We start from the raw sequence: 25,101 nt of genomic DNA, 5'->3' as shown, positions 1-25,101 counted from the left end.
GCGTTCGCGCGCGCGGCATCCGGGCCCCGCCGGTCGCACCGGCGGCGGCACGGATGCGCGCGCCTGTCCTTCGCGCACGTTGCGTGTTGACCACCCAAGGAGCCGACATGGCTGAATCGCTCCGCACCACGCCTCCTGAGAAGATCGCGATCATCGGGATCGGCTGCCGCTTCCCCGGCGGCGCCAGTGACCACCGCACCTTCTGGCAGAACCTGCTCGACGGAAAGGACTGCATCAGACCGACGCCGCGCGACCGGTACGACGTGACCACGCTCGGCAGCAGGGACAAGGCCAAGCCGGGCCGGCTGGTGGGCGGCAGGGGCGGTTACATCGACGGCTTCGACGAGTTCGACCCCGCCTTCTTCGGCATCAGCCCCCGCGAGGCGGAGCACATGGACCCGCAGCAGCGGAAGCTGCTGGAGGTGTCCTGGGAGGCCCTGGAGGACGGCGGCCAGAAGCCGGCGGAGCTGGCGGGGAGCGATGTCGGTGTGTTCATCGGCGCGTTCACCCTGGACTACAAGATCGTGCAATTCGCCGACCTGCGGTTCGACACCCTGGCCGCGCACACGGCGACCGGCACGATGATGACGATGGTGTCCAACCGGATCTCGCACTGCTTCGACTTCCGCGGCCCCAGCCTCTCCATCGACACCGCGTGCAGTTCGTCCCTCGTCGCCGTGCACCTGGCCTGCGAGAGCCTGCGCCGCGGCGAGTCCACCCTCGCGCTGGCCGGCGGCACGCTGCTGCATCTCACGCCGCAGTACACCATCGCCGAGACCAAGGGCGGCTTCCTCTCTCCGGAGGGCCGCTCCCGTACCTTCGACGCCGGTGCCGACGGCTACGTACGCGCCGAGGGGGTCGGTGTCATCGCGCTGAAGCGTCTGGCGGACGCCGTCCGCGACGGCGACCCGGTGCACGCGGTGGTCACGGCCAGCGGGGTCAACCAGGACGGCCGTACCAACGGCATCACCGTGCCCAGCGCCGACGCCCAGGTCACCCTGATCGAGCGGGTCTGCGCCGAGGCCCGGGTCACGCCGGGCAGCCTCCAGTACGTCGAGGCCCACGGCACCTCCACGCCGGTCGGCGACCCCATCGAGGCCGCCGCGCTCGCCCGGGCGCTGGCCGTCGGCCGGGAGCCCGGCGCCGCCTGCTACGTCGGCTCGGTCAAGACCAACATCGGCCACTCGGAGTCGGCCGCGGGGATCGCCGGGCTCATCAAGACCGCCCTCAGCCTCAAGCACCGTACGATCGCCCCGCACATCAACCTGGAGCGGATCAACCCCGGAATCGACCTCGCCGCAGCTCCGTTCACCATCCCGACGCAGGTCACCGCGTGGCCCGCGCACCAGGGCCCGGCGCGCGCCGGCGTCAACTCGTTCGGCTTCGGCGGCACGAACGCGCACGTCCTGCTGGAGGAGGCGCCGCCGTCCTCCCCCGTGGACGGGCCGGCCCCCGCGGAGCGCCCGCGCTGCACCGTCCTCCCGCTGACCGCGCGGGACGCGTCCGCGCTGCCCGTCCTGGCGGAGGAGATCCACCGGGAGCTGACGGCCGCCGCCCCGGGCGGCGGGCCGGTGTCCTCCCTCGCCGACCTCGGCCACACCCTCACCCACCGCCGCCAGCACCACGACGCCCGGCTCTCCGTCGTCTACTCCTCCCGCGAGGACCTGGCCGAGGCGCTCCGCGCGGGGACCCGGGGCGAGGCCCACCCCCGGGTGCTCACCGGCCGTCGGCGCGACCCCGAACAGCGCAGGCTTGCCTGGGTGTTCACCGGGATGGGCCCCCAGTGGTGGGGCATGGGCCGGGAGCTGTTCGCCACGCAGCCCGTGTACCGCGAGGCGGTCGAGCGCTGCGACCGTGAGATCGCCGCCCTCACCGGCTGGTCCCTCGTCGAGGAGATGAGCGCGGACGCCACCAGCTCCCGGATGGCCGAGACCTGGCTCGCCCAGCCGGCCAACTTCGCCGTCCAGCTCGGTCTCGCCGCGCTGTGGCGCGCCCACGGGGTGCGCCCCGACGCCATCGTCGGCCACAGCACGGGTGAGGCCGCCGCGTTCTACGAGGCCGGGGTCTACAGCCTGAGCGACGCGGTACGGATCATCGTGCACCGCAGCCGCCTCCAGCAACGGCTGGTGGGGACGGGGACGATGCTCGCCGTGGGGCTCGCCGAGGAAGAGGCCGAGCGCCGGATCCAGCCGTACGGGGATCTGGTGTCCGTCGGCGCCGTCAACAGCCCGACCTCCCTCACCCTCGCCGGGGACGAGGCGGCCCTGACCGCGCTCGCCGAGGAGCTCCGCGCCGACCAGGTCTTCGCCCGCTTCCTCTCCGTCCGGGTGCCGTACCACAGCGCCCTCATGGAGGGGATCAAGGACGAGCTGCTCGACTGCCTCGCCGGGATCGAGCCGCGCCCCGCCCGTGTCCCCCTCTATCTGACGGGACGGGAGGGCCTGGCGCACGGGACGGAACTCGACGCGGAGTACTGGTGGAGCAATGTCCGCGACAGCGTCCGGTTCCGGCCCGCCGTCGAGCGCCTGGCCGACGACGGCCACCGCGTCTTCCTGGAGATCGGCCCGCACCCCGTCCTCGCCCACTCGATCAAGGAGTGCCTGGAGAGCCGGGCCGCCGAGCCGGGCGCGGAGGTGGTGACGCTGCCGTCGATCCGCCGTGAGGAGGACGAGCCGCTCCGCTTCACCACCTCGCTCGCCGCGCTGCACAACCTGGGCGCCGAGATCGCCTGGGACGTGCTCCAGCCCGGGGGCAGGACCGTACCGCTGCCGCGCTACCCGTGGAAGCGCGACCGGTACTGGCACGAGCCGCAGCCCGTGGCGCAGGTCAGGCTCGGGCGGGAGGACCATCCGCTGCTCGGCCGCCGGCTGGCCACCACGGAGCCCGTGTGGGAGGCGGAGCTCGACGTGGAGCGCGCCCCCTACCTCGCCGACCACCGGATCCAGGGCCGGGCCCTGTTCCCCGCCGCGGGCTATCTCGAAATGGCCGCCCAGGCGGTGCGGGCGCTGACCGGCGGCACGGAGGCCGCGTTCGGCTCCGTGGAGTTCCGCAAGGCCCTCTTCCTCCCGGACGACACGTCCCGCACCGTACAGCTCGCGTTCTCGCCGGAGAGCGCCGGCTTCACGGTCGCGACGGGGTCGGGCCCCGGTGAGGAGCGGGCCGTCCATGCCTGCGGTGTGGTCCGGGCCGGTCACCGCGCCGCGCCGCGGGCGCCGCTGGATCTCGACGGGATCAGGGCGCGCGGCGAGCGCCGGCTCGACGGTCCGGAGTGCTACGCCACGCTGAGCGGCCTCGGCTACCACTACGGGCCCGCGTTCCAGGGCATCGAGGAGGTGTGGACCGCGCCGGGCGAGGCGCTGGCGCGGATCCGTCCGCCCGAGGCGATCGGTGACGACGCCGCGGGCCACCACCTCCACCCCGTACTGCTCGACTCCTGCTTCCAGACCCTGCTGACCGTGGGGCTCGGGGACGGCGCGGACGGCGGTCCCGCCGAGGACGGCGCGGAGGGGTCCACGGGCATCCTGCTGCCGCTCTCCATCGACGAGGTGCGCACCGGCCCGGTCGGCGACCGGCCGCTGTGGGTGCACGCCACCGTCACCCGGCGGCCCGCCGGTGAACTCGTCGGCGACATCACCCTCTACGGGGACGACGGTGCCCCGCTCGGGCACATCGGCGGGTTCCGGGCCGCCGATGTCGAGAAGGCGTCGGCCAGTGTGGCGCTCGCCACGATCGACAACTGGCTCGCGGAACCCACCTGGACGGAGAGCCCGCTCGACACCACCGTGCCCGGCACCACGGCCCCGGGCCGCTGGCTGCTCTTCGCCGACGCGCCCGGCGGGGTCGCGGACGCGCTGGCGGAACTCGTCACCGCGCGCGGGGGCCACTGCCATCTCGTACGGCCGGGTGCCGCGTACGCCACCCGGCCCGGAAGCGGTGCCTCCACGGTGGTCCCGGGCAGCGCCGACGATCTGCGCGCGCTCCTCGCCGAGTTGGCCGGGGACGGAGACGGAGACGGGGCGGAACGGCCCGCCGGTGCCGCGCACACCACGGGCATCGACACGATCGTCCATTTATGGAACCTCGACCTGCCGGTGCTGGACGACACCGAGCGTTCGCGTCTGGAGGAGCACAGCACGCTCGGGGCGTACTCCCTGGTCGCCCTCGCGCAGGCGCTCCAGGAGGACGCGCGCCAACTCGCCTCCCCCGCCGCCCTGCACATCGTCACGCGCGGTACGCAGGCCGTCGGCCGGGACGCTCCCGTGGAGCCGCTGGGCGCGCCCGCCTGGGGCATCGGCCGGGTGCTGCGCCATCAGGAGCTGACCGCGCACCGGGGCACCCTGATCGACCTGGCCCCGTACGGCACCGACGGCACAGACGACACCAACGGCCCGGACGGCACCGGAAGCACCGGCGCCGACCGGGCGCGGGAGGCGCGGGCGGTGCTGGACGAGGTGCTGGTCGCCGCCGCGCGGCAGGGCCCCGCCGAGGACGAGATCGCCCTGCGCGGCGACCGGCGTCTCCTGTGCAGGCTCACCCGCCCCGACGGTCTCACCCGTCCCCTCGCGCCACGGCTGCGCCCGGACGGCGCCTATCTCGTCACCGGCGCGTTCGGCGCGCTGGGACAGCTCCTGTGCCGCTTCCTCGTCCGGCGCGGCGCCCGCCATCTCATCCTGGTGGGCCGCACCCCCCTGCCCGACCGCGCCGCCTGGCGGGGGCTCGACCCGGAGTCGGCGGCGGGCCGGGGCGCCCGGTTCGTCAAGGAGCTGGAGGCCCTGGGCGCCCACCCCGTCCACGCCTGCCTGGACACCACGGACGAGCGGGCGCTGGACGCGTGGCTGACCGCGTACCGGGGCCAGGACGCCCCGCCCGTGCGCGGGGTGTTCCATCTCGCCGGGCATGTCAAGGACACCCTGGTCCCCGCCATGGACCGGACCGCCTTCGACTCGGTCCTCGCCCCGAAGGCCGCCGGTGCCTGGCTGCTCCACCGCCGGCTGAGCGACGAGCCGCTGGACCACTTCGTCCTCTTCTCCTCCATCGCCTCGCTGCTCACCACGGCGGGCCAGGTCAACTACGCGGCGGGCAACGCCTTCCTGGACGCGCTGGCCCACCACCGCCGGGCCCGCGGGCTGCCCGCGCTCTCCGTCGACTGGGGCCCGTGGGCGACCGGCATGATCGAGGAGCTGGGCCTGGTACGGCACTACCGCACCAGCCGGGGCATGAGTTCGCTCTCCCCCGACGCGGGCATGGCTGTCCTGGAGCGTGTACTCGGCCAGGACCGCGCCCAGTTGCTGGTGGCGACGGTGGTCGACTGGAAGGTCTTCCTCGCCTGGTACGCGTCGCCGCCGCCGCTCGTCGCGGAGCTGGCCGCGGAGGCCGAGAGCGGCGCGGACGCGGGCGAGCACAGCAGCTTCCTCGACCTCTTCCGTACGGCGGACGAGGAGCGCCGCGCCGAACTCGTCGCCGAGCGCTTCTCGGTGGTGGCCTCGACGGTGCTGCGGGTGCCCACCGACCGGATCGACGGGACGAGCAGCCTCGCCGCCCTCGGTCTCGACTCGCTCCTCGCCATGGAGCTGCGCGCCCGGGTCCACGCCGAGACCGGTGTGGCCCTGCCGCTGGTGGCGCTGCTCAGCGGCGCTCCGGCGGGTGAGCTGAGCGATCAGCTGCACCAGGCGGCGGCAGCCCTCGTCGCGGAGGCGGCGGACGGAGCGGGCGCGGCGGCGGAGGTGGAGATCCACGAGGACGAGTCCCGCCATCCTCTGACGCAGAACCAGAAGGCCCTGTGGTTCCTCAAGCAGCTCAACCCCGAGGGCTTCGCGTACAACATCGGCGGCGCCGTCGAGATCAGGACCAGGATCGAGCCGGAGCGGATGTTCACGGCGTTCCGCGCCCTGGTGGAGCGGCATCCGATGCTGCGGGCCAACTTCACCATGGAGGAAGGCCAGCCCGTCCAGCGCGTCTCGACGGCGAACGAACCGGACGTGGCCCTCTTCGACGTGCAGGGGCGCGTCTGGGACGACATCCACGACATGATCGTCCGCGAGTACCGCCGTCCGTACGATCTGGAGTGCGACCCGCTCGTCCGGTTCCGGCTGTTCAAGCGCGGCCCGAACCGCTGGATCGTGATGAAGGCCGTCCACCACATCATCTCCGACGCGATCTCCACGTTCACCTTCATCGAGGAACTCCTGTCGCTGTACGACGGGCTGTGCTCCGGCCGGCCCGTCGAACTGCCGCCGGTGCCCGCCCGGTACCTCGACTTCCTCAACTGGCAGAACCGGTTCCTGGCCTCGCCCGACGCGCGGCGCATGCTGGACCACTGGCGGGCGAGTCTGCCCGCCGAGGTGCCGGCCCTGGACCTGCCCACGGACCGGCCGCGGCCCGCCGTGCAGACCCACAACGGCGCGTCCGAGTTCTTCGTCCTCGACACCGATCTCAGCGCCCGGGTGCACGCCCTGGCGCGCGAGCACGACGTCACCGTGTACATGGTGCTGCTGAGCGCCTACTACGTACTGCTGCACCGGTACTCGGGCCAGGACCAGATCATCGTGGGCTCCCCGGTGACCGGCCGTACGGAGGAGGAGTTCGGCTCCGTCTACGGCTACTTCGTCAATCCGCTGCCGCTGTACGCGGATCTGTCGGGCACCCCGTCCGTCGCGGCGCTCCTCGCCCAGGTCCGTCAGGTCGTCCTCGGCGGTCTCGACAACCAGGAGTACCCGTTCGTGCTGCTCGTCGAGGAGCTGGGCCTCCAGCACGACCCGAGCCGGTCGGCGGTCTTCCAGGCGATGTTCATCCTGCTCGCCCACAAGGTGGCGACGGAGCAGTACGGATACCGGCTGGAGTACATCGAACTCCCCGAGGAGGAGGGGCAGTTCGACCTGACGCTCTCTGCGTACGAGGACGAGGCGGAGCGGCGCTTCCACTGCGTGCTGAAGTACAACACCGACATCTTCCTGGCGGAGACAGTGGAGCGGATGGCCGCCCACTACATCCAGGTGCTGGACGCCCTCACCAGCGTCCCCGCCGAGGAACCGGTGGCGCGGCTGGACCTGCTGGGGGCCCGGGAGCGCGCCCGTATCCTGGGCGCGCCGGCCTCGCGGGGCCGGACGCTGCCGCACGACGTGCCGGTGCACCGGCTGATCTCCGAGGCCGCGGCCCGGGCGCCGGAGGCCGTCGCGGTCACCGTACCGTCCGAGTCGGGCGACACCCGGCGGCTGACCTACGGGGAGCTGGAACACGGTGCCCGGCTGCTGTCCGGCCGGCTGCGTGAGCGGGGTATCGGGCGCGGGGACGTCGTCGCCGTCTGCCTCGACAAGTCGCCGGAGCTGATCGTCGCGCTGCTGGCCGTGCTCAAGGCGGGCGCCGCGTATCTGCCGCTCGACCCGGCCCATCCCACCGACCGGCTCACCCTCATGGCGGAGAACGCGGGGGCGGCGCTCGTCGTCACCGGCGCCGGGGAGCGGGAGCGGTTCGCGGGGCTGGGGGTCGCGCTGCTCACCGAGGTCCCCGGCGTAGGGGGGCCCGGCGGGGCGGCGGAGAGCGCGCGGCCGGAGGCGGACGACGCGCCCGTCGACCTGGACGCGCCCGCCTATGTCATCCACACCTCGGGGTCGACGGGCCGGCCGAAGGCGGTACGGGTCAGCCACCGGGCGCTCGCGGCGGTCCGCGCGGCGTGGCACGAGGAGTACGGGCTCGACGCGGCGCCAGGGGTCCATCTCCAGATGGCGGGCGTCTCGTTCGACGTCTTCACGGGGGATCTCGTCCGGGCCCTGTGCTCGGGCGGCCGGCTCGTCCTGATCGGCCGTGACCTGCTCCTCAACACGGCCCGGCTGTACGGGACGATGACCGGCGAGGGGGTCGACTGCGCCGAGTTCGTCCCCGCGGTGGCCCGCGCCCTGATGGAGCACTGCGCCCACGGCGGGTACCGGCTGGACTTCATGCGGCTGATGATCGTCGGCTCCGACGCCTGGAAGGTCGAGGAGTACGAGCGGCTGCGTGCCCTGTGCGGTCCGGGGACCCGGGTCATCAACTCGTACGGCCTGACGGAGGCGGCCGTCGACAGCGCGTACTTCGAGGGCCCGGCGGACGGGCTCGCCCCAAACCAGCTGGTGCCGATCGGCAGGCCCCTGCCGAACTGCTCGCTGCACATCCTCGACGAGCACCGCGATCTCGTGCCGCCCGGGGTGACCGGTGAACTCTGGGTCGGCGGCGCGGGGCTCGCCCTCGGTTACGCGGGCGACCCGGAGCAGACCGCGGAGCGCTTCGTGGAGCTGACGCTGGGGCGTGGCCCCGGGGCGGCGCCCGAGCGGCTCTACCGCACGGGCGACCTGGCCCGGCGGGACGCCCGGGGGCTGATCCATCTGATCGGCCGCGCCGACGCGCAGCTCAAGGTGCGCGGCCACCGGATCGAGCCGGGCGAGATCGAGTCGCTGCTGGTCTCCCTGCCGGGGCTGAGCCGCGCGGTCGTCACCGTCCGCGCCGACGCCCGCGGCGAGTCCGTGCTGTGCGCGTACTACGTCCCGGTGGCGGGGGCCGCGCCGGACGCGGGCGAACTGCGCCGGCATCTCGCCACCCGGCTGCCCACCTATCTGATCCCGGCCCGCTTCACGGCGCTGGACGCCCTGCCGCTCACCGCGAACGGCAAGGTCGACGTCGCCGCGCTGCCCGAGCCGCCGGCCGAGTCCGGTGAGGAGAGCCACGAGCCGCCGGTCACGCTCTACGAGCAGCGGATGGCGGCGCACTGGCAGTCCCTGCTCTCCCAGGAACAGGTGGGGCTGCGCAGCGACTTCTTCGCGTCGGGCGGCAGCTCCATCAAGCTGATCGAGCTGATCCACCGGCTCCAGGCCGAGTTCAACATCACCGTGCCGGTCAGTCTGCTCTTCAAGGTCACGACGCTGCACGGCATGGCGAAGACGGTCGAGTCGATCATCACCGGCGAGATCTCCGGCGGAAGCCCGTATCTGACCTTCAACGCCGGCCGGGGTCCGACCCTGTTCTGCTTCCCGCCGGCGGGCGGGCACGGCCTCGTCTACCGGAGGTTCGCCGAGCACCTGCCCCAGCATGAGCTGGTCGCGTTCAACCATGTCGACGGCGACGACAAGGTGATCCGTTACGCGGATCTCATCGAGTCGCTCCGCCCGGACGGCGCCTGCTCGCTCTTCGGATACTCCCTCGGCGGCAATCTCGCCTTCGAGGTCGCCAAGGAACTCGAACGGCGCGGGCGCGCGGTCCCCCACGTGGTGATCATGGACTCGTACCGGATCGTGGAGGCCCAGGCGCTCGCGGACGAGCACATCGAGGCGTTCGAGAACGAGCTGCGCGGCCATCTGCACCGCCACACCGGCTCCACGGCGGTCGCCGACGCGACCCTCGCCCAGGCCAGGGAGTACCTGGACTTCTGCGGACGTACGCCCAACACCGGCACCGTCTCGGGCACGGTCAGTGTGATCTCCGACGAACGGAAGGCGCCGTTCTACGCGGCGGGGCAGCGCGGCACCTGGCACGGCACCTCGACCAGCCGTACGGAGCTGCTGCGCGGCCACGGCACCCACGCGGAGATGCTCGACGAGAAGTACCTGGCGCGGAACGCCGAACTCACCCTCGCCGTCATGACCGGAGCCACCGACCTCGCCGGAGATGAGCCCCATGTCGCGTGAGAACCGCCCCGTCTGGCACCCGCGTGAGCGGGCGCCGGGCGACCGTCCCCGCGTCATCGTCATCGGCGCCGGCATGGGCGGTCTGTCCACCGGCTGCTATGCGGAGATGAGCGGCGCCGAGACCCGGATCTTCGAACGGCACGTCCTGCCGGGAGGGTGCTGCACGGCCTGGTCCCGGCAGGGGTACGTCTTCGACTACTGCATCGAGTGGCTCACCGGCACCGGCCGGAACAACGACGCCAACCGGTTGTGGCGGGAGCTGGGCGCCCTCGACGGCAAGAGCATCGCGAACTTCGAGATGTTCAACACCGTCGTCGACGAGTCCGGCCGGGCGGTGACCTTCTACAACGACCCCGACCGGCTGGAGGCGCATCTCCTGGAGATCTCGCCCGCCGACGCCAAGCCGATCCGCGCCTTCTGCCGCGACCTGCGGCGCTTCATCGCCATCAACCACTATCCGTTCCTCACCCCGCCGCCCCTCCAGTCGGTCCGGGAGAAACTCGCCACGCTGCGGATCGTCCTGCCGGACTTCCTGCTGTTCTGGCGGACGGCGGCGACCCGGATGGAGCGGTTCACGGAGCGGTTCCAGGATCCGCTGCTGCGCCGGGCGTTCCCGTTCATCTTCTTCCAGGACCACGAGGTCTTCCCGCTGCTGCCCTACCTGTTCAACATGGCCAGCGCCCACCACAGCAACGCCGGCTTCCCGCAGGGCGGCTCGCTGGGGCTGGCGCGCTCGGTCGAGGAGCGGTACACCTCGCTGGGCGGGCAGGTCGACTACCGGGCGCGGGTGGAGCGCGTCCTGATCGAGAACGACCGGGCGATCGGGGTGGAGCTGCGCGGCGGGGAGCGGCACTACGCCGACCATGTGGTCGCCACCTGCGACGGCTACACCACCATCAACAAGCTGCTGGGCGGCGCGTACTCCAGCCCGAAGGTCGACACCCTCTTCAACGAGATGATGGACCGCCCGGAGATGCTCTACCCGGGGGTCGTCTCCGCCTTCGTCGGCCTCCGGGGCGAGTTCGGCGAAGCGGAGCGGCACAGCACCACCTATCTGCTCTCCGACGAGGACTGCGCGGCGCTGCCGAGCGTGAGTCAGAAGAGCCTGGTCGTGCAGCTCCGTTCGCGGTACTCGGACGGCTTCGCGCCGCCCGGCAACTCCGTCGTGCACTGCACGTACTTCAGCGACTACGCGTACTGGAAGCAGTTGCGGCGCACGGACCGCAAGGGGTACTGGGCGCGCAAGCAGGAGGTGGCCGACTTCGTACGGGCCTTCCTGGAGCGGCACCATCCGGGCATCGGACCGGCCATCGAGGTCATCGACGTGGCGTCGCCCGTGACCACGGAGCGGTACACGGGGGTGCAGGGCGGCTCCATCCTCGCGTGGAAGTCGTTCACCGACGCCGACGACGTGATCACCGCGCTGATCAACAAGGACCGGATGCGGCTGCCGGGGCTGCGCGGCTTCTCGCTGGCCGGGCAGTGGTTCGGCGGCGGGAGCCTGATCAAGGCGGCGTCGAGCGGACGGTTCGTGACGCAGTACCTCTGCGCGGAGCTGGGCCTGGAGTTCCGGGCCTGGGAGAGCGGCGGCACCGAGCCCTGGCACCCGGGAAAGCTGGGGAAGCTGCCGCAGCTCGAACAGCGGGGAGTGCGGTGAGCGCCACCGCGGCCGACCGCCGGGAACACGTACGCGAGAGCCCACGAGGACACCGAGGAGAGCACGGCATGGCGCCTGCCCGACCCCGCAGAAAATCCATGATCGTCATCGGTGGGGGGCTGGGTGGCCTGTCCACCGGGTGCTACGCGCAGATGAACGGCTACAGCAGCCAGGTCTTCGAGATGCACGAGATCCCCGGCGGCTGCTGCACCGGCTGGGGCCGCGGCGACTTCACCTTCGACTGCTGCATCAGCTGGCTGCTCGGCAACGGCCCCGGCAACGAGATGCATCAGATCTGGCTCGAACTCGGCGCCCTCCAGGGCAAGGAGATGCGCCACTTCGACGTGTTCAACATCGTGCGCGGCCAGGACGGCCGGGCCGTGTACTTCTACTCCGACCCGGACCGGCTCGAAGCCCATCTGCTCTCGCTCTCCCCCGCCGACGCACGTCTCATCCGGTCGTTCTGCGCCGGGCTGCGCAAGTTCCGTACCGCCCTGCCCGCCTACCCGTTCCTCAAGCCGGTGGGGCTGATGGGCCGGTGGGAGCGGTGGCGCATGCTGGCCGGCTTCGTCCCGTACCTCAATCTCTTCCGCACGTCGATGTCCGTCCTGATGACGGAGTACTCGTCCCGGTTCCAGGACCCCCTGCTGCGCGAGGCGTTCAACTACATCCTGCTGGAGAAGCACCCCAACTTCCCCGTGCTGCCCTTCTACTTCCAGATGGCGTCGCAGGCGAACCAATCGGCCGGGGTACCGGAGGGCGGCTCGCTCGGGCTCGCCCGCTCCATCGCGGACCGATACCGGCGGCTGGGCGGCGAGGTCACGTACAACGCGAAGGTCGAGCGGATCCTCGTGGAGAACGACCGCGCGGTGGGCGTGCGGCTGGTGGACGGGCGGGAGTACCGCGCGGACATCGTCGTCTCGGCGTGCGACGGCCCCGCCACTCTGATGAAGTTCCTCGACGGCCAGTACCTCGACGACGAGTACCGGCGGCTGTTCACCAAGACCATCGAGGAGCCGGGGATGGTCTTCCCCGGCTATGTCAGTGTGTTCCTCGGGCTGCGGGCGCGGTTTCCCGAGGGGGAGCCCACCACGACCCACCTCCTGGACGGGGCGACGGCCGCCAAGCTCACCGGGATCCGCCATCCGAGCATCAACGTCCAGTTCCGCAGCCGGTTCTACCCCGAGCTGTCGCCGGACGACACGACCGTCATCTACGCCACGTACTTCTCCGATGTCGAGCCCTGGCGGGAACTGAGCGAGGGGCCCGAGCAGTTCAGCCGGCTCCGCCGCGGCGGTGAGCTGCACACCCTGCCGGTGCGGCGGGGCCGTCCCTACTCGGCGGCGAAACGCCGGGTGCGGGACACCGTCGTCGACTTCCTGGAGGAACGCTATCCGGGGCTGCGGAACTCCATCGCGGTACGTGACACCTCCACCCCGCTCACCCAGATCCGCTACACGGGCAGCTACAACGGGACCGTCCTCGGCTGGCAGCCCTTCGTCGAGAGCGGCGAGACGATGGAGGAACTCGTCAAGAAGCACGGTCCCGCCCTGCCCGGCCTGGAGAACTTCTACCTCTCCGGCGTCTGGGCCACCACCGGCGGTCTGATCAGGGCCGCCGCCGCCGGACGGCAGGTCGTGCAGTTCATCTGCCGGGACGACGGCGTCGACTTCACCGCGTCGGTCGACGACACCGCGCCGCCGCCCACCCATGTCGTCGTGCCCGTAGGTCCGTAACCCGCAGGCCAGTAACCCGCAGGCCCGTGACCCGTTGACCCGTAACACGTAGGCCCGTACCCCCGTAAGCAGTTCCTTCCAGGACCGCGCAAGGAAAGGCGGACACCCCCATGTCTCCCCAGTCGCAACAGCAGTCCACACAGCGCCCCGAACCGCTCTCCTACCCCTTCTGGAACCTCGGCGGTCTGGATCCGCACCCCGGATACCAGCGGTTGTGGGACCAGCCCCTCGCCCGGGTGCGCCTGGCCTACGGCGAGGACTCCTGGCTGGCCACCCGGCACGAGGACGTCCGCGCCGTCCTCTCCGATCCCCGCTTCAGCATCGGCGAGGCGGTCCACCGCGACCATCCCCGTATCGAGCGGATGCCCAGGATCAGCGGCGGCCTCCTCACCAGCGCGGACCAGGACCACGGCCGGATGCGCTCCCTGCTGAGCAAGGAGTTCACCGCACGCCGGGTCGAGCGCCTGCGGGAGAGGATCAGGCGGACCGCTGACGGGCTGCTCGACCGTATGGAGGAGGCCGGCGCCCCCGCGGAGATGATCGAGGACTATGCCTTCCCGCTGCCCATGACGATCATCTGCGAACTGGTGGGGATCCCCTACGCCGACCACGTCCACGTACGGCACTGGGCGGACGTCGTCTGCTCGGGCAGCACCCCGCCCGAGACGATCCTGGAGGAGGCCGGCCTCTTCAACGCCCGGATGAACGGCTGGGTGGAGGCGCGCCGCCGGGAGCCGGCCGACGATCTGCTCACCATCCTGGTCCGGGGGCTCGACGAGGAGGGGATCATCGACGAGGGCGAGCTGATCGACATCCTCGGCGAACTCCTCATCGGCGGCTTTGTCACCACCACCAACCAGATCGGCAACTTCTTCTCGCTCATGCTGCTCCACCAGGAGAACGGCGACGACATGCTGGGCCGGCTGCGGGCCGACCCCGGCCTCATCCCGAAGGCCGTCGAGGAGCTGCTGCGCTTCGTGCCGCTGCTCAACGGGGTGGTCCTGCCGCGGTACGCGATGGAGGACATCGAGCTGGGCGGTGTGCTGATCCGGGCGGGAGAGCCCGTCATCGTCTCGCCGACCGCGGCCAACCGGGATCCCGAAGTCTTCCCGGAGCCGGACCGGGTGGTGCTCGACCGTCCGGGCAACACCCATGTCAGTTTCGGGCACGGAGCCCACTACTGCCTGGGCGCGCACCTCGCCCGGCTGGAGCTCCAGGTGACGCTGGAGCAGGTGATCAACCGCTGGCCGGGGCTGCGCCTCGCCGTCGGGGTGGACGAGCTGCGCTGGCGGTCGAAGGAGTTCTTCAGCGGCCTGTACGAGCTGCCCATCACCTGGTGACCCGCGGGCGGGCCTGCCGGGTCGAGGACACCCGTCCTCGACCCGGCAGGCCCTCGTCCTCGGGGCGCGGTCCGCTACCGCTTCCCGACGGGGCCGCCCTCGACGGTCTGTGCCGCCTCGGTGACGGGTACGGCCAGCCGCGCGGCCCGGGTCCTGGGGCCGAAGACCGCGAGGGTGAGCGCGCCGACGAGCCAGGCACCCGCGATGAAGTAGAAGACGCTCTGGTAGCCGGTGCGGTTGTAGAGCGCGGCGATGACCAGCGGGCCGACCGCGTTCGACAGACGGCCCAGACCGTACGAGACGCCGGTGCCGAGGGAACGGCCGCGGGTGTCGAACAGCTCCGGTGAATAGGCGTAGGCGAGAGCGGTGTAGCCGCGCTCGAAGAGGTTCACCAGGAAGCCGAAGACCACGATGAGGATCGGGTTGAAGGTGAGCCCGTAGAGCAGGCCGCAGAGCGCGATGACCGTGCCGAAGACGACCAGGCACCACTTGCGCTCGAACCGGTCGGTGACCATGGCGGCGAGGAAGGAGCCGAGCGGGGCGCCGACCGTGGTGAGGGCGATGTAGAAGATCGACTTCTCTACGCTGAAGCCCTCCTTGGCCAGCAGGGTCGGGGCCCAGCTGGAGTAGCCGAAGAACCCGATGGTCTGGGTGACCCACAGCACGGCGAGCAGCAGGGTGGGCAGCAGGTACTTCTTCTGCAGCAGCAGGCGCAGCGGGGCCTTGGCGATGGGGGCGAGGTCGACGGGTACCGCGGGTTCGGGCAGCGGGCCCTTCTCGGCCTCGACCCGGGCCTCGATCTCCCTCAGTACCTCGTCGGCCCTGGCGTGATCGCCCTTGCTCTCGTACCAGCGGGGCGACTCCTTGAGATGCCGGGCGAGGAACACGAAGAGGATGCCGAAGGAGCCCCACAGATAGACCAGCCGCCAGGACCAGTCGTTGAGCGGGACGACCACGCTGGCGATCAGGTTGGTGACGGGCGTGCCGCAGATGCCGATGACGATGGCGTACGCCTGGTACCTGCCGCGGACGGCGGCCGGGTAGATCTCGCTGACGTAGATCACGGCGACGACGGTCATCGCGGACAGGCCGGCGGAGGTGAGGACGCGCAGCACCCCGAGGGAGACGATGTCCCACGCGAAGACCGAGGCGAACGAGAAGAGCCCGAAGAACGCGGTGGTCAGGGTGAGGGTGCGTTTGCGGCCCCAGCGGTCGGCCATCCAGGAGGCGACGACCGACCCGAAGAACATGCCGACGAACGACAGCGAGGTCACGTAGGCGATGTGGTTGACCGTGACGCCCCAGAGATTGATCAGCCGGGGCGCGGTGACGGCGAAGGTGTTGATGTCGGCGAACTCGAAGAAGTACGCGAAGGAGACGGTCAGCAGGGTGACCTTGTGGAACCGGGAGACCGGCAGTCGGTCCAGCCGGTTGGCGGCGTTGGAGTGGTGCGGCATGGCGGGGCCCTTGTCGCTGGTACGGAGTGGGGAGGGGGACACCGGTCAGGCACCTTCACCAGGCCAGTACAGCCGCGTCGGGTTGGCGACCAGCAGCTTGTGCCGTTGCTCCGGGGTGGTGGCGACCAGGGGAACGTGGTCGACGAGGAGGCCGTCGTCGGGCATGTGGTCGGTGAGGTTGGGGTGGGGCCAGTCGGTGCCCCACAGGACGCGGTCGGGGAACTCCTCGACGGCGCGGCGGCCGAAGGGCACGACGTCGGTGTACGCGTGCCGCTCGCCGTTCAGGGCTGCGGGGCCGGTGCGGCTGAGCCGCTCCGGGCAGGACACCTTGACCCATACGTCGTTGCGGTCGACGAAGCGCAGGAAGCGGCTGAACTCCGGGCCTTCCGCGGGGCGGGTGACGTCGGGGCGGCCCATGTGGTCGATCACCAGCGGGGTGGGCAGCGAGGCGAAGAAGCTCTCCAGTCCGGGCAGGTCGGCGCTCTCGAAGTAGAGGACGACGTGCCAGCCCAGGGGGGCGATCCGTGCGGCGACGGCGGCGAGGTCGTCCTTGGGCGCCGCGTCGACGAGCCGCTTGAGGAAGTTGAACCGCACGCCGCGTACGCCCGCCTCGTGCAGGCGCCGCAGTTCGGCGTCGGTGATGTCCGGGCGCACCGTGGCGATGCCGCGCGCCCGTCCGCCGGACGCGCGGACCGCGTCCACCATCGCGGTGTTGTCGGCGCCGTGGCAGGTGGCCTGGACGATGACGCGGCGGCTGACGCCCAGGTGGTCGTGGAGTGCGAGGAGCTGCTCGCGGCCGGCGTCGCAGGGGGTGTACTTGCGCTCCGGGGCGAAGGGGAACTCTGCCTGGGGGCCGAACACATGGCAGTGGGTGTCGACGGTGCCGGGGGGCAGTGTGAAGGCGGGCTCGGACGGCTGCGCGTACCAGTCCAGCCAGCCGGGGGACTTGGGGACGGGTGTGCTCATGGGCGGTTCTCCTGTGGGTGGGTGCCGGGCGCCGGCCGGATCAGTCGCGGTAGCGCAGTCCCGCGGCTTCGAGCGGTTCGCGCATTCCGTAGATGTCGAGGCCGAGTTCCCCGGCGGCGAACCGGCGGCGCTTGCCGTCCTCCTTCTCCTCGCGTCCGCGTGCCGCCTCGGCCACCTCCGCGGCCCGCGCGGCGGGGACGACCACGACGCCGTCGGCGTCCGCGACCACCACGTCACCGGGGTGGACCAGGGCGTTGGCGCAGACGACGGGCACGTTGACGGAGCCGAGGGTGGCCTTGACGGTGCCCTTGGCGTGGACGGCCCTGCTGAAGACGGGGAAGTCCATCTTCTCCAGGTCCGCCACGTCCCGGCAGCCGCCGTCGATGACGAGGCCGCCGCAGCCCCGGGCGCGCAGTGAGGTGGCGAGCAGTTCGCCGAAGAATCCGTCCTCGGACTCGGTGGTGCACGCGGCCACCAGGACGTCGCCGGGCCGTACCTGCTCGGCGGCGACGTGCATCATCCAGTTGTCCCCGGGCTGGAGCAGTACGGTGACGGCGGTGCCGCTGAGGCGGGCGCCGGCGTAGACGGGGCGGAGGTAGGGGCGCATGAGTCCGGTGCGTCCCAGGGCCTCGTGGAGGGTGCTGACGCCGAAGGGGGCGAGTGCCTCGACGTCCTGCCGGGACGCGCGGGTGATGCCGCGGTGGACGACTCCGAGTTCGTACATGGTGGCCGCTCCTTGTTCTGTGGTCAGCGTCCCTGCCGGGTGAGCAGGGCGTCGAGGCGTGGGTACACGGTGCGTGCGTTGCGCTCCTGGACGGCGGTGAGGCCGGCGTCGGACAGTCCGGCCGCCTCGACATAGCGGCGGGTGTCGTCGAAGTGATGGCCGGTGTCCGGGTCGACGCCGCGGACCGCGCCGATCATCTCCGAGGCGAAGAGCACACTGCGGGTGGGGACGACGTCCAGCAGGAGGTCGATGCCCGGCTGGTGGTAGACACAGGTGTCGAAGAAGACGTTGTTCATGACGTGCTCCTCCAGCGGCGGCTTCCCCAGGGCCATCGCCAGGCCCCGGAAGCGTCCCCAGTGGTACGGGACGGCGCCTCCGCCGTGCGGGACGATCAGGCGCAGGGTGGGGAAGTCGGCGAACAGGTCGCCCTGGAGGAGCTGCATGAACGCCGTGGTGTCGGCGTTGAGGTAGTGGGCGCCCGTGGTGTGGAACGCCGGGTTGCAGCTGGTGCTGACGTGCACCATGGCCGGGATGTCGTACTCGACGAGTTTCTCGTAGAGGGGGTACCAGGAGCGGTCGGTCAGCGGCGGTGCGGTCCAGTGGCCGCCCGAGGGGTCGGGGTTGATGTTGACCGCCACGGCGCCCAGTTGCTCGACGGCGCGGGTCAGTTCGGGCAGGCAGGTGGCCGGGGCGGCGCCGGGCGACTGCGGGAGCATCGCGGCGGGCACGAAGCGCTCCGGGTAGAGGCGGCTGACGCGGTGGCAGAGGTCGTTGCAGATCTCCGCCCACCGGGACGAGGTGGTGAGGTCGCCGATGTGGTGGGCCATGAAGGAGGCGCGCGGCGAGAACACCGTGACGTCGATGCCGCGCTCGTCCATCAGCCGCAGTTGGTTGCCCTCCAGGCTCTCGCGGAGTTCGTCGTCGCCGATGCGCGGCCCGGACGGGCCGGGCGCCGCGGAGGGGGTGCCGAGCGCGGCGATCTGGGCGTCGCGCCACTCGCCCAGGGCGGGCGGCGCGGTCGTGAAGTGGCCGTGGCAGTCGATGATCATGTGCGGTCCTTCTCGGTGTCCGTACGGTCTTTCTCGGTGGTCGTACGGTCCGTGCCGGTGGCCGTACCGTCCTTCTCGGTGTTCCAGGCGCGGCGGGGAACCAGGACGTCACCGGCCATGATCAGCCGCGCGGTGCGCACCAGGGCCGACCTGGTGACGTGTGGGGTGCCGTGGGACCGGTCGAGGCCGAGTTCGACGCCGAACGCGCCGGCGGGGTGCTCGACCGAGACGGTGAGGCCGGTGCCGTCGCCGGTGGGGAGGCGCGCCGTCCGGTGGGCGACGGTGCCGTCCAGGACGCAGGCGGTGGCTACGGTGACGGCCGCGAGGACGCCGATCGACGCGTGGCACACGTGCGGGATGAAGCTGCGGGTGCTGAGGGTGCCGCCGTGCGCGGGTGGGGCGATCAGTGTCATCTTCGGGTAGTTCCTGGCGCTCACGTCACCGAGGCCCATCAGTTCGCCGCAGACCAGGCGCAGCGCCTCGACGCGCCGTTTCAGCTCCGTGTCGGCGTCGAGCTCCGCGACCGTCTCGTATCCGGTACGGCCGAGGTCGGCGGCGGCGACGAGGACCAGCGGCATGCCGTTGTCGACGCAGGTGACGTCGAGGGGGCCGACGCCGTCGGCCGTGACGCGGTCGCGGGCGTTGCCCGTGGGCAGCAGGACCCCGCAGACGGACCCGGCGGTGTCGAGGAAGTTGATCGTGACGGGGGACGCGGTGCCGGGCACGCCGTCGATACGGGTGTCGCCCGCGTATTCCACGGCGCGGCCCGCGGGGCCCTCGGGGGTGCGGACGGTGATCTCCGCGACCATCGAGGTGTTGAGGGTGAGCACCCGTGCCGTGGTCAGGTCCTCCTGGGGGACGAGCAGCCCGGACTCGACGGCGAACGGCACCACCGCGGCCAGCATGTTGCCGCAGTTGGGCGTGGTGTCGACGGTGTCGCCGCCGGGCTGCACCTGGGCGAAGAGGAACTCCAGATCCACGTCAGGCCGCTCGCTCCGCCCCACGATCCCGGCCTTGCTGGTCAGCGGGCCGGCTCCGCCCAGGCCGTCGATCTGGCGGGGGTCGGGCGAGCCCAGCGCGGCGAGGAGGACGGCGTCGCGTGCGGTGGGGCTCTCGGGCAGGTCGGTGGCGCGGAAGAAGGGACCGCGGGAGGTGCCGCCCCGCAGGAACCAGCAGGGGACCGCGGTCTGACCGCCATGTGGTCGGGGGTGCGCACCGTCCGTGGGTGCCACCGTCACGGGCTGCTCCATCGCTTCCCCTCGGCTCTGCGTACTCGGATGTGTCCCGGAGGGCACGGCACGACAACCTAGCTGTCGACCAAATTGTTGACAATATGATCGACGAAAAAATTTGCGGCATGATCGGCAGAGCGGGCGGGGTGGCTAGACTGCCTCCGACGGACACCGGGAGAGTCGTCGGACGTCAAGGGGAGCGGTGCAGGTGACGGAGAAGCGGGCCACGGGACAGGCGGGGCGCGGTACGGTCAGCGCCGGGATCCGCCAGGCGCTCGCGTCGGGGGACATGGTGCCGGGCCAGCGGCTCGTCGAGCAGGAGCTGTCCGACACCTTCCACGCCACGCGCAGTTCCGTGCGCGAGGCGCTGCAGGACCTCGCCGCGGAAGGGCTCGTGGAGCTGATCCCCCGCCGGGGCGCCCGGGTCCGGGTGGTCTCGGTGGACGAGGCCATCCAGATCACCGAGTGCCGTGCCTCCCTGGAAGGACTGTGCGCGCGCCGGGCGGCGGAGCTCGCCACCGAGGAGGAACGGGAGGCGCTGCGGGAGATCGGGGTCCTGATGCGCGAGGCGGTCGACGGCAGCGCCCTCGACACCTACTCCCTGCTGAACCGCCGGCTCCACGAGGCCATCGCGCGCATCAGCGGCCAGAAGGTGGCGGAGGGACTGCTGGACCGGCTGAACGCGCAGATGGTGCGCCACCAGTTCCGGCTCTCGCTGCGGCCCGGCCGCCCCGTACGGTCGCTCCCCCAGCACCTGGACATCATCGACGCGATCCGCGCGGGCGACGCCCCCGCCGCCGAGGCGGCGGCCCGCGCCCATCTGGAGAGCGTCATCACCGAGCTGCGCGCCACACCGGACCGCGCGGACCCCGCCGCCGGGCCGGCCGGCGGCCCGGCCCTCACGGGCCCGGCGGCGCCGTAGGGCGGGCGGCACCGGCCCCCTCCCCGGAGGATCAGCGGCCCGAGCGGCCCCGAATCTCGCACCCCGTGGCGCAGGATCGCACCGTTCACGCGCAGACCGCCGGCGGCCGGCCCCGGTCATGAAGGTTCGCCTTCTCGGGACGGGGGCCGGTGCTCCAGGAGGGTGCCCGGGGCGTCGAGGGCGCGGCCGGGGTCGGAGCGGCGGGGGTCCGACACGGGACAATGGCCGCATGACGCAAGGAAACGACGCGGCGACCGCCCATGCGTGGGCGGCGCTCGGCGGCCCGGACGGACTCGCGCGGTCGGTGACGTACGAAGGCGCGGGCGAGGTGCTGACCGCCCGCCTCCCCGTGCGGGAACTGGCTCGGGCGACCGTGGGCGCCTGCTCGCTGGCCGCCGCGGAACTGCTCGCGCTCCGCCGCGGGGTGTCCGTACCGGCGGTACGGGTACGGGAGGGGGCGGTCGCCACGGCGTTCGTCAGCGAGCGGTATCTGCGGATCGACGGGCGGACGCCCACGGCGTTCGCGCCCCTGTCCGGGTTCTGGCGCGCGGCCGACGGATGGGTCCGTACGCACGCCAACTACCCGCACCACCGCGCCCGGTTGCTGGGCGCCCTGGACATCCGGGACGCGGGTGACACCCCTGCGACGACCCGGCGGCTCGCGGACGCGCTGGCGACACGCCCGGCCCGGGAGATCCAGGAGGCCGTCTACGCGGCGGGCGGCCTCGCCGTGGCCGTGGCGCCCACGCCGTCGGCCCCCACCGTTCCCCTCTCCCCCGGCGGCGACGCGCTGCCTCTCGCCGAGACCCGCGCGGCCGGGGAGGGTCCGCCCCTGGTGCTGCCCTCCGCCGCTCTCCCGGCCGAGGGCGTACGGGTGCTGGACCTGACCCGGGTCATCTCGGGCCCGGTCGCGACCCGGACCCTGGCGCTGCTGGGCGCCGATGTCCTGCGGGTGGACTCGCCCCGGCTCCCGGAACAGGCGGACGCCCACACCGACACGGGTTCCGGCAAGCGCTCGACCCTGCTGGACCTCGCCGCCTCCCGCGACCGGCAGGTCTTCGAGGAGCTGCTCGACACGGCGGACGTCGTGGTGACCGGGTACCGCCCCGGCGCGCTGGACCGGCACGGGCTGGCCCCGGACGCGCTGCTGGCCCGGCGCCCCGGTCTGATCGTCGCGCAGCTCTGCGCCTGGGGCTGGTCCGGGCCGTGGGCAGCGCGGCGCGGCTTCGACAGTCTCGTCCAGGCGGCGAGCGGTATCGCCGCGAGCGAGGCGGCGGCCGACGGCACTCCGGGCGCCCTGCCGGCGCAGGCGCTCGACCACGGTACGGGGTATCTGATCGCGGCCGGGATCCTGCGTGCCCTGACGGAGCGTCAGACGGCGGGCGGGGGAAGGCAGCTGCGGTTCTCGCTCGCGGGGACCGCGTCCTGGCTGCTGCACGGGGTCCGGCACGCGCCGGTGGAGGGCGGCCCGTACGATCCGGCGCCCTGGCTCACCGAGACACCGTCCGCCTACGGGCCGCTGCGCCACGCGCTCTCCCCGGTGCACTACGCGGGCGCGCCGGTCACCTGGCCGGCCCCGCCGACACGCTGGGGCACGGATCTGCCGCGCTGGCGCTGACGCGCCGCGACACCTCCGTACGGAACCGGCCCCACCTGCCCGCTCGACCCCCTACCCGGTCCCGGTCCCGGTGGCCGCGGTGGCGGGATCGTCCGCCCGCGCCAGGTCGGTCAACCGGGCCCGGACGAGCGCGGGCACGAGGAGACCGGCGCGCAGCCCCTGCCGGGCGAACCGGGCCGCGTCGGCCCGCACCCCCGGGTCACCGCACCCCACCAGCTCCGCCGGCAGGAGCGCGGACTCGGGCGGCCCGGTCACCGACAGGGGGAGCAGCGCGGCGAGTTCAGCCCTCCCGGGCACGTCGGAGGACCCGCTCCCGGCCGCTCCGTCCGGGGCCGGTCGCGGGGCGAGTCGCGGGGCGGGGCAGGCGGCGAGAGACTCGGCGAGGAGTACGAGTCCGCGGTGGCGCACGCGGGGATCGGGGTCCCGGAGCAGTGGTCCGATGCCGGCCGACGGAACGTCACGGATGTCCTGGAACGGTGTGTCCGTCGGCGTCTTCACGTTCGGACACCAAGGGGGATATTCACGTCCCCACCAGTGGAATTCGTCCGGCCACGCCATCTTGACACCCGTCGCTCCGAATGGTGGTTTAGACCAATCGGTCACCGGCCGGTGACCGAGTCCAGCTCCCCTTGGAGTTGCCGTGCCCCGTTGGTCCCGAAGGCACCACCCCGGACGTTCCCTTCTCGGCCTCCCCCTACTCGGCGCCCTGGCACTGACGTTCACCGCCCTCACCCCGCTCACCGGCCTCACTCCACCCGCCTCCCTCACCGCGGCGCCCGCGGGCACGTCCGCCGCGCCGGACCGGCTCCCGGTCGTCACCCCCACCCCGCAGCGCATGACGGCCGCGGGACGCGCCCTGTCCGTACCGGACCGGGTCCGGCTGGTGGTCGGCGAGGGTGCCGACGCCGCCGGTCTCGATGTGATCAGGAAGGCCCTGACCTCGGCCGGGGCCCGCACGATCGACGAGGTGGCGCTCGGCGAAGTGGCCCTCGGCGCTGCCGAATCCGGCGGGCCCCCGGCCCGCGCCGGCGGCGGACGGGGGCCCGGCCTCACCGTCGTGGTCGGTTCGATCGGGGACGGGCCGGTGGCCCGCGCGCTGCGCGCGGCGGGCGGGAGCGTCCCCGACACGCTCGCCGCCGAGGGGTACTCGCTCGCCACCGCCGCGGGCGACCGCCGTACCGGCTCCACCGCCGTCCTCGCGGGCAACGACGCGGACGGTGTCTACTACGCGGCGCAGACCTTCCGGCAGTTGGTGACCCCCGCGAGCAGAACCATCTCGGCCGTGTCGATCACCGACCATCCCCTGATGGCCCTGCGCGGCAGCATCGAGGGGTTCTACGGCGCTCCCTGGTCGCACGCCGACCGGCTCGACCAACTCGCCTTCTACGGCGCGGTCAAGGCCAACACGTACATCTACGCGCCCAAGGACGATGAGTACTTGCGCGAGAGCTGGCGCGACGCCTATCCGGCCGACCGGCTGGCCGCCCTGCGCGAGCTGATCGAGCGCGCCACCACCCACCATGTCGACTTCACCTATGCCATCTCGCCCGGCCTCTCGATCTGTTACAGCGATCCCAACGACGTGCGGGCCCTGGAGAGCAAGCTCGCATCCCTCTACGCGCAGGGCGGGCGCAGCTTCTACGTGGCGCTGGACGACATCAGTTACACGAGCTGGAACTGCGACGCGGACCGGGCGAAGTACGGTGCTCCGGGCCGGGCGGCCGCAGGGCAGGCGCAGGCCGATCTGCTCAACGCGGTACAGCGCGACTTCATCGGAACACATGCCGGCGCCCAGCCGCTCCAGATGGTGCCCACCGAGTACTCCGACATGGCCGACTCGCCCTACAAGAAGGTGCTGCGCGAGCAGCTCGACCCCCAGGTCGTCGTGCAGTGGACGGGCAACGACGTCGTCCCGCCGTCGATCAGTGTGGCCGACGCCCGTGCGGCGTCGGCGGTCTGGGGACGCAAGGTGTTCCTCTGGGACAACTATCCGGTCAACGACTACGGGCAGACCACGGGCCGGCTGCTGATGGCCCCGTACGACCGCCGTGAGGCGGGGCTGCACGAGGAGTTGAGCGGCATCGTCCTCAACCCGATGAACCAGGCGGCCGCGAGCAAGGTCGCGCTCTTCGGCGGGGCGTCCTTCGCGTGGAACGACGAGGATTACGACGCCGGGCGGACCTGGCGCGCGGCGGCCGGTCATCTGTCGGGCGGCGACCCCGCGACCACGCGGGCGCTGCTGGCCTTCTTCGACACGCAGCATCTCGCGCCGACGTTCGGCCCGGAGAACTGGCAGCCGCAGGCACCGGCGCTGCGCGCGGCGCTGGACGGGTTCCGTGCCGTATGGGCCACGGGCTCCGCCCAGGAGCGGCGGGCCGCGCTGGGCGAACTCGCCGCCCGGGCACGTGAGCTCGCCGACGCGCCGGAGCGGATCCGGGAGGGGGTGGCGGACCAGGGCTTCCTCAGGGAGACGGCGCCATGGCTGACGGCGCTCGATCTGTGGGGCGACTCGCTCGACGCCACCGTGGAGGGGCTGCGGGAGCAGCTCGGCGGCGGCAGCGGGGAGGCCCGCTTCGCCGAGGCGGCCGAACTGGCCCGCCGGGCCGCCGCGATCAGGACGATCCCGGGCACGACGCGGCCGCAGGGCACGATCAAGGTCGCGGACGGGGTCCTGGACACCTTCATCCGGGAGGCGCCGGGCCTGCGCGGCTGAGCACGGCGGGCGCGGCCGAGCAGCACAGCGGTCG

13 protein-coding genes are annotated in these 25,101 nt (G+C 72.3%); 7 read left to right on the top strand and 6 right to left on the bottom strand.

Features of this window, described 5'->3' with window-relative positions:
* Positions 1-107: 107 nt before the first annotated feature.
* The 4 genes from ACFTZC_RS25325 (at position 108) to ACFTZC_RS25310 (ending at position 14,386) form a co-directional block, all read left to right on the top strand.
* The gene (locus tag ACFTZC_RS25325; RefSeq protein ID WP_382893413.1) at positions 108-9,653 is read left to right on the top strand and encodes an amino acid adenylation domain-containing protein; all 9,546 of its coding nucleotides are present in this window, start codon (positions 108-110) and stop codon (positions 9,651-9,653) included.
* Complete coding sequence (locus ACFTZC_RS25320; protein WP_382893411.1) at positions 9,643-11,310, top strand: phytoene desaturase family protein; 1,668 nt, start codon at positions 9,643-9,645, stop codon at positions 11,308-11,310. The genes ACFTZC_RS25325 and ACFTZC_RS25320 overlap by 11 nt, the downstream gene beginning before the upstream one ends.
* 98 nt (positions 11,311-11,408) lie before the next feature.
* The gene (locus ACFTZC_RS25315; RefSeq protein ID WP_382893436.1) at positions 11,409-13,046 is read left to right on the top strand and encodes a phytoene desaturase family protein; all 1,638 of its coding nucleotides are present in this window, start codon (positions 11,409-11,411) and stop codon (positions 13,044-13,046) included.
* A 110-nt stretch (positions 13,047-13,156) separates the two neighbouring features.
* Positions 13,157-14,386, top strand: a complete 1,230-nt coding sequence (locus ACFTZC_RS25310; protein WP_382893409.1) for a cytochrome P450 — start codon at positions 13,157-13,159, stop codon at positions 14,384-14,386.
* 74 nt (positions 14,387-14,460) lie between these two features.
* On the opposite strand, the gene ACFTZC_RS25305 is transcribed toward ACFTZC_RS25310, so the two are convergent.
* From ACFTZC_RS25305 to ACFTZC_RS25285, 5 genes are read right to left on the bottom strand one after another with little or no spacing between them, the layout of a single operon-like run.
* On the bottom strand, positions 14,461-15,843 hold the full coding sequence (locus ACFTZC_RS25305; protein ID WP_382893435.1) for an MFS transporter: 1,383 nt from the start codon (positions 15,841-15,843) through the stop codon (positions 14,461-14,463).
* A 45-nt stretch (positions 15,844-15,888) separates the two neighbouring features.
* On the bottom strand, positions 15,889-16,809 hold the full coding sequence (locus ACFTZC_RS25300; RefSeq protein WP_382893407.1) for an amidohydrolase family protein: 921 nt from the start codon (positions 16,807-16,809) through the stop codon (positions 15,889-15,891).
* 40 nt (positions 16,810-16,849) lie between these two features.
* A complete protein-coding gene (ligK, locus tag ACFTZC_RS25295) occupies positions 16,850-17,533 on the bottom strand; it encodes a 4-carboxy-4-hydroxy-2-oxoadipate aldolase/oxaloacetate decarboxylase (protein ID WP_382893405.1) in 684 nt (227 codons plus the stop codon).
* Positions 17,534-17,556: 23 nt separating this feature from the next.
* The gene (locus ACFTZC_RS25290) at positions 17,557-18,582 is read right to left on the bottom strand and encodes an amidohydrolase family protein (protein ID WP_382893403.1); all 1,026 of its coding nucleotides are present in this window, start codon (positions 18,580-18,582) and stop codon (positions 17,557-17,559) included.
* Positions 18,579-19,832 carry a 4-oxalomesaconate tautomerase gene (locus ACFTZC_RS25285; RefSeq protein WP_382893401.1) on the bottom strand — a complete coding sequence of 418 codons (1,254 nt, stop codon included), beginning with the start codon at positions 19,830-19,832 and terminating at the stop codon, positions 18,579-18,581. Before ACFTZC_RS25285 ends, ACFTZC_RS25290 begins: the two co-directional genes overlap by 4 nt.
* Positions 19,833-20,022: 190 nt before the next feature.
* On the opposite strand from ACFTZC_RS25285, the gene ACFTZC_RS25280 reads away from it, so the two are divergent.
* Both ACFTZC_RS25280 and ACFTZC_RS25275 read left to right on the top strand, forming a co-directional pair.
* On the top strand, positions 20,023-20,736 hold the full coding sequence (locus ACFTZC_RS25280; protein WP_382893399.1) for a GntR family transcriptional regulator: 714 nt from the start codon (positions 20,023-20,025) through the stop codon (positions 20,734-20,736).
* A gap of 229 nt (positions 20,737-20,965) precedes the next feature.
* Positions 20,966-22,354, top strand: coding sequence for a CoA transferase (locus ACFTZC_RS25275; RefSeq protein WP_382893397.1), 1,389 nt, complete (start codon positions 20,966-20,968; stop codon positions 22,352-22,354).
* A gap of 51 nt (positions 22,355-22,405) precedes the next feature.
* On the opposite strand, the gene ACFTZC_RS25270 is transcribed toward ACFTZC_RS25275, so the two are convergent.
* The gene (locus tag ACFTZC_RS25270; protein ID WP_382893394.1) at positions 22,406-22,852 is read right to left on the bottom strand and encodes a hypothetical protein; all 447 of its coding nucleotides are present in this window, start codon (positions 22,850-22,852) and stop codon (positions 22,406-22,408) included.
* Positions 22,853-22,994: 142 nt separating this feature from the next.
* On the opposite strand from ACFTZC_RS25270, the gene ACFTZC_RS25265 reads away from it, so the two are divergent.
* On the top strand, positions 22,995-25,067 hold the full coding sequence (locus ACFTZC_RS25265; protein WP_382893392.1) for a beta-N-acetylglucosaminidase domain-containing protein: 2,073 nt from the start codon (positions 22,995-22,997) through the stop codon (positions 25,065-25,067).
* The last annotated feature ends 34 nt before the right edge of the window (positions 25,068-25,101 follow it).

Origin of the sequence: Streptomyces sp. NPDC056987, assembly GCF_042673865.1 — a bacterium.
Lineage (GTDB): Bacteria > Actinomycetota > Actinomycetes > Streptomycetales > Streptomycetaceae > Streptomyces.
The sequence above is the reverse complement of the archived record's forward strand: the minus strand, read 5'-3'. Positions and strand labels throughout refer to the sequence as shown.

Coding starts and splice junctions, on each gene's coding strand:
- ACFTZC_RS25325 (WP_382893413.1), top strand. CDS start 108: ATGGCTGAATCGCTCCGCACCACGCCTCCTGAGAAGATCGCGATCATC.
- ACFTZC_RS25275 (WP_382893397.1), top strand. CDS start 20,966: ATGACGCAAGGAAACGACGCGGCGACCGCCCATGCGTGGGCGGCGCTC.
- ACFTZC_RS25285 (WP_382893401.1), bottom strand. CDS start 19,832: ATGGAGCAGCCCGTGACGGTGGCACCCACGGACGGTGCGCACCCCCGA.
- ligK (WP_382893405.1), bottom strand. CDS start 17,533: ATGTACGAACTCGGAGTCGTCCACCGCGGCATCACCCGCGCGTCCCGG.
- ACFTZC_RS25310 (WP_382893409.1), top strand. CDS start 13,157: ATGTCTCCCCAGTCGCAACAGCAGTCCACACAGCGCCCCGAACCGCTC.
- ACFTZC_RS25320 (WP_382893411.1), top strand. CDS start 9,643: ATGTCGCGTGAGAACCGCCCCGTCTGGCACCCGCGTGAGCGGGCGCCG.
- ACFTZC_RS25290 (WP_382893403.1), bottom strand. CDS start 18,582: ATGATCATCGACTGCCACGGCCACTTCACGACCGCGCCGCCCGCCCTG.
- ACFTZC_RS25305 (WP_382893435.1), bottom strand. CDS start 15,843: ATGCCGCACCACTCCAACGCCGCCAACCGGCTGGACCGACTGCCGGTC.
- ACFTZC_RS25315 (WP_382893436.1), top strand. CDS start 11,409: ATGATCGTCATCGGTGGGGGGCTGGGTGGCCTGTCCACCGGGTGCTAC.
- ACFTZC_RS25300 (WP_382893407.1), bottom strand. CDS start 16,809: ATGAGCACACCCGTCCCCAAGTCCCCCGGCTGGCTGGACTGGTACGCG.